The following is a 5,233-nucleotide window of genomic DNA, read 5'->3' as shown; positions in this document are numbered from 1 at the left end:
GAAGGCCGCGGCACGCAAGCGCGGCGAAGACATCATCGACTTCGGGATGGGCAATCCCGACGGAGCGACGCCCAAGGCAATCGTCGACAAGCTGATCGAAGCAGCACAAAAGACCGCAACCCATCGCTACTCGCTCTCGCGCGGCATCCCACGGCTGCGCAAGGCCATCTGCAACTGGTATAAGACCCGCTACGACGTCGATCTCGATCCCGAGACGGAGGCGATCGTCACCATCGGCTCGAAGGAGGGCATCGCCCACCTTTGCCTCGCCGTGCTGGACGACGAAGACACCGTCGCCGTGCCGAACCCGAGCTATCCGATCCACATCTTCGGGCCGGTCATCGCAGGGTCGAAGGTGCAGAGCATTCCCGCTGCAGACGGCGACGCCGACACGCTGCTGGCGCAGCTCGAGTACGAGTTGCCGAGGATGCAGCCGCGTCCGAAGCTGCTGATCCTGAACTTTCCCTCGAACCCGACAGCCCAGTGTGTGGAGCTTTCGTTCTTCGAACGCATCGTCGCGCTCTGCAAAGAACTCGGCATCTACATCATTCACGATCTGGCCTATGCGGACATCGTCTTCGACGGCTATCGCGCGCCCAGCGTGCTCGAGGTTCCCGGCGCGAAGGACATCGCGGTAGAGTTCTTTACCCTCTCGAAGAGCTACAACATGCCCGGTTGGCGCGTAGGCTTCATGGTTGGCAACCCGAAGCTGGTGGCGGCGCTCGGTCGCATCAAGAGCTACTTCGACTACGGCACTTTCACGCCGATTCAGGTCGCGTCGATCGCCGCGCTCGAAGGACCGCAGGATTGCGTAGCCAAAATCCGCGACACCTACAAAGCTCGCCGCGATGTTCTGGCTCCGGGGCTGAATAAACTTGGCTGGCCAGTCGATCTGCCCAAGGCAAGCATGTTTGTCTGGGCGAAGATTCCTGAGCAGTACCGCAATCTGGGCTCGGTCGAGTTCTCGAAGAAGCTGCTGGCCGAGGCAAAGACTGCTGTCAGCCCCGGTATCGGATTCGGCGAGCACGGCGACGGCCATGTGCGCTTCTCGCTGATCGAGAACGAAGAGCGCACACGTCAGGCGCTGCGCGGCATCAAGCAAATGTTCAAAGCAGGCTAAGCTAATTCGCTTCTAGATGCGTTTCAGGTACGCCTTCGCCTCTTCCAGTTCAGGGAAGAGGCGTTCTTCTGCCTGAAACTCCCGCGAGTGGACGCAACGCCGTCCAGCCTTGACGCGGACCGGATGCTTCAGGTGAAGCATCTCGTGGTACAGCAGATATTCAACGGCGCAGCGTGGTGTGTCCGGCCGGTCGAAGACGCGGCTGACCACAATCGTATTGTGCGCAGCGTCATAGTGGCCCAACATGCGGCGAGCATGGTGAGCGCTCCACGTAAGCGTGGGCCGTCCAAGCAGGCCGTGAAAGAACCGCGTATTGAGCGACTCGAAGACCTCATCGAGATCGTAGTGATGGCCGACCGAGGTAAGGATGCGCTTGCGCCCACGCGTCTGGCGAATATGCTCGGCCTGCCGCGAAACCGCCTCCGACGAGACATGACGCCGGTAACGGTCGGCATGGATGGGAGCGATGGGCTTTTTGTAGAGCTTGGCCAGCAGGATATGCGCGATGGCGCGATGAACGGATTCGGGAGCCGACTCCAGCAGATCGGACAGCCGAACATGAAGCTGGCCTTCGCGCAGGCGAATGGTAGTGTTCAGTGAAGTGAAGCGGCGAAAACGAATATCAAGCGGAGGAATGGGAGCCCGCGGGCGAAGGTCTCGATACTGCTCTTCAAAGATGGGGATGAGTGCGGAGGACATACGCTTACTAAAAGGTTAACACGTCCGCAGGCGAAGGTTTAACCGCGATTTGCACGCATGAAGCCGATTGGGAACCCTCTCAGCGAGGAATATCGATGGGACCGTTCTTTTCTTCTTTGGCTGGCGGATGAGCGGCAAACCAACTCTTCTGGCTGGCGATCATTTCGGTCGTATCTTCACGCAGATCGCGAATCGCTTCGAGCGCGAGCTTGCGCGAGACGTTGTAGGCTTCGTCGTCCGGTGGGGATTTGAGGCTGGACGACCAGCGATCCGTGGCTTCGAGCAACTTGGGCAGAGATTTGCGAACGTCGCTGTGGCGCGTACCGTAGTCGTCGAGGTTGGCTTCTAACTCGTCGGCAATCGAGGTGAACTGCTCCAGAAGATCGTGCGCATCCTGTTCTCGGCCGGGACGTCGGGGATGAGCAAAGAGGCCCTGAATGGCGGCGGAACGGTCATCGAGGAATTTGACGAAGACGAGCACACGATCACCGGGGAAGTAAGCCGACTCGCGCAACTGCTCGACCTCCGCATTGGACAGAGCATCCTCATTCGCCTGCGCGCGCAGCGGCGGGTGGAGAGCGAGGAGGATGAGAGCGAAGCATAGTCGTCGCAGCATTCTGTCCTAATGGTTGAAGACCTGGTTAAGGATCTGGTCCTGAACTAGATCGAGTTGCTTGAGCGTCGCTTGGACAGTGGTGCGATCGTCTTCGGACGCAAGGTGCAGCGCCTGAGCAAGGCGGAGCGTGGTGTGATGCATCAGCATCTCGGCATTCTTCAGCCGCTTGGTGTTCTGTTCCAGATTGACCTGGATGAGATGAGCGTAGCGGTTGATCTGTTTGAGCGTCGCGCTGGCCTGATCGTCGTCGCCGTCAGTCATCTCCTTTACCGCCAGCTCCGTCATGGTGTGGACGAGCTGGGTGTAAAGATAGCACTGATCGCGAGGATTGGCCTGTTCGGCGCGCAGTTCAAGCTGGCCTAGGGTTTGAGCGTCAGGAAGTGTTTCGTCGATGGCAGCGTGAACCGGCGGGGCAAGGAGCAGAAAGAGTGCGGAGATGACGAGAAGAGCGGAAAACCTTGCTATAGATTTCATAACGCACCTCGAAGGGAGCGCTTATCTGCGATCTACCGCGTGTGATCGAGTGTGACAAGACGGTGGCGGGCCTGCCACTCCTCGTTGGGAAACTTGCCGTTCGCCACAGAGAGAAACTGCTTGTACAGGTCGCGAGCTTCCATGATCTGATGCAGTTTGTCGTGCGCGGTCGCCGCCAGAAACAGGGACGACGGGGACTGTGGCAGCACTTTATCACGAATAGCTAACGCTTGCAAGCAAGTCGTCGGATCGTCGTTAGCCGAAGCCGCAAAGGCAAGGTGACTGGCAGCGAGACCAAGGTCGTCCTTGGTGGGAAAGGCGGAAGGACTGCTGGTCGTGCGCTTGAGCATCGACTCCGCCTCGGCGAACTGGCGCAGGTGGATGAGGGCGTCGGCGCGGTCTGTGACCAGCGTCGGGTCGTTAGGGAAGTCGTTGGTCAGCGTCGCGTAGAGCGGTGCGGCCTTCTCAAACTGGCTGTTGCTGCTGTAAAGATGCGCCAGCATGCGGGTAATTCCCGCGTCGGCGGGGTTGGCGGCGTGTAGCTTTTCAATGAGCGGAATAGCCTTGTCCGGCTGGTTCTGAGAGTCGTAGAGGCTGGCCAGTTGAGCGTTAAGGGTGGGATCGTTCGGATCTTTGCCGAGCGCCGCGGTCAGCAGGGCCTCGGCCTGATCGGCTTTCTTCTCGCGCTCCAGAAGGTGAACCAGGGCAGCGGTAGCGGTAGCATTCTGAGGGTCGGCGCTCAGCAGCCGGCGGTACGCGGCCTCCGCCCCGGGAAGGTCGCTGGAGGCTTCGGCGAGTTCGCCCGAGAGGATGATGTCGTCCGGCGTCTCCGGGGAGGTCTTCATCGCCTCCAGCAGTTCGTTGCTGGCATCAGCGGGGCGAGTGGCCTGATCGAGCCGGGCAAGAGCGCGCCAGGCTCGGGCCTTGAGCGCGGGATCGGCGGAGGGGGTCAGCGTGGTGGCCGTCAGCAGTTCGGCGCGGGCCTGATCGTGCTGGCCGGTGCGCGCAAACAGAAGGCCGAGCGAGAGATGCGGCTCGAAGTACTTGGGATCGGCGGCAGCGGCGCGGCGATAGGTGTCGGCGGCGTTCGAGGTCTGATCGAGCGACTCCTGTGTGAAGCCAAGGTCGTAGAGCAGATGGGCATCGCTGGGATACTTAGCGGCGAGGTTCGTCAGCAGTTTGAGCGCGACAGGGAAGTCGTGCTGGTCGAGCGCAGCGTTGGCCTGAGCGCGAAGGGGGTCCTGGTCCGATTGGCTCTGCGGCTGGGAAGCGGTTGTGTCGGTAGTCCCGGCGGGGAGCTGGGCGCGGAGCGAACTGATGGAGAGGAGTCCAAAAAATATTACAGATGCCGCGACCGCGAAACGGCGGGGGCGCAGTATGGTTCGGCTGGTTCTCTGGTGTGTCGGCTTCGGCATCGTGGTACTCCCTCTCCTATCTTAAGGGACTCACAGACTTTGAGCCGTTCGAATAGAATGCAAGCTTCAGCATGATTACAAAAACGCAACCAAAGCGTATCAATACGCCGCGCCAGGTTCTCTTTGCCAGCATGGTTGGCACGACTGTCGAATTTTTCGACTTCTACATCTATGCCACGGCTGCGGTGCTGGTCTTTCCCCGGCTATTTTTTCCGGGGTCGGATCCGGCTACTGCCATGCTGGAGTCGCTGGCCACCTTCGGCATCGCGTTTCTTGCGCGTCCCATCGGTTCGGCGCTCTTCGGCCACTTTGGCGACCGCATCGGCCGCAAGCGAACGCTGGTGCTCGCTCTATCTACGATGGGCCTTTCGACCTTCGCCATCGGAATTCTGCCGTCGTATCGCCTCATCGGGCTGGCTGCGCCTTTGCTGCTTGCGCTCTGCCGGTTTGGGCAGGGCATTGGGCTTGGCGGCGAATGGGGCGGCGCAGTGTTGCTTGCGGTGGAGAATGCTCCGCCGAACAAACGCGCTCTTTATGGCATGTTTCCGCAGCTCGGCGCTCCGCTTGGCTTTTTGCTTTCGGGAGGAACGTTCCTTCTGCTGTCGCGCTGGCTTACCGACAGTCAGTTCTTCGCCTTCGGCTGGCGACTGCCTTTCATTGCCAGCTCGGTGCTGGTGCTATTGGGACTTTATGTTCGCCTGACCATCACAGAGACGCCGGTGTTTCAGGCTTCAATCAAGAACGCGGAGCCGGTTGGCGTGCCGATGTTTACCGTTCTGCGGCGACATACGCGTGCGCTTGTGGCGGGGATTCTGGTTTGCCTCGCGACCTTCGTTCTGTTTTATCTGATGACGGTGTTTGCGCTGTCGTGGGGAACAACCGCACTGCATTACAGTCGCGGCAGCTTTC

At 60.2% G+C, this 5,233-nt stretch carries 6 protein-coding genes; 2 read left to right on the top strand and 4 right to left on the bottom strand.

Translation table 11 applies throughout. The features are described from left to right. The coding region (alaC, locus tag VMU57_RS17435; protein WP_325385732.1) for an alanine transaminase at positions 1 to 1,120 on the top strand (1,120 nt) is incomplete at its 5' end. A gap of 12 nt (positions 1,121 to 1,132) precedes the next feature. On the opposite strand, the gene VMU57_RS17430 is transcribed toward alaC, so the two are convergent. From VMU57_RS17430 to VMU57_RS17415, 4 genes are all read right to left on the bottom strand, one after another. Then, on the bottom strand, positions 1,133 to 1,819 hold the full coding sequence (locus VMU57_RS17430; RefSeq protein ID WP_325385730.1) for a M48 family peptidase: 687 nt from the start codon (positions 1,817 to 1,819) through the stop codon (positions 1,133 to 1,135). 79 nt (positions 1,820 to 1,898) lie between these two features. Continuing rightward, entirely contained in the window at positions 1,899 to 2,435 is a 537-nt protein-coding gene (locus tag VMU57_RS17425) for a hypothetical protein (protein WP_325385728.1), read from the bottom strand. Positions 2,436 to 2,441: 6 nt separating this feature from the next. Further along, the gene (locus VMU57_RS17420) at positions 2,442 to 2,909 is read right to left on the bottom strand and encodes a hypothetical protein (protein ID WP_325385726.1); all 468 of its coding nucleotides are present in this window, start codon (positions 2,907 to 2,909) and stop codon (positions 2,442 to 2,444) included. Between the two features lie 32 nt (positions 2,910 to 2,941). After that, positions 2,942 to 4,324 (bottom strand): tetratricopeptide repeat protein, encoded by a 1,383-nt coding sequence (locus VMU57_RS17415; RefSeq protein WP_325385724.1) that lies wholly within the window; start codon positions 4,322 to 4,324, stop codon positions 2,942 to 2,944. A 71-nt stretch (positions 4,325 to 4,395) separates the two neighbouring features. On the opposite strand from VMU57_RS17415, the gene VMU57_RS17410 reads away from it, so the two are divergent. Then, the coding region (locus VMU57_RS17410; RefSeq protein ID WP_325385722.1) for an MFS transporter at positions 4,396 to 5,233 on the top strand (838 nt) is incomplete at its 3' end.

Origin of the sequence: Edaphobacter sp., assembly GCF_035532915.1 — a bacterium.
Taxonomy (GTDB): domain Bacteria; phylum Acidobacteriota; class Terriglobia; order Terriglobales; family Acidobacteriaceae; genus Edaphobacter.
This window is presented reverse-complemented; position numbering and strand designations above follow the sequence as displayed.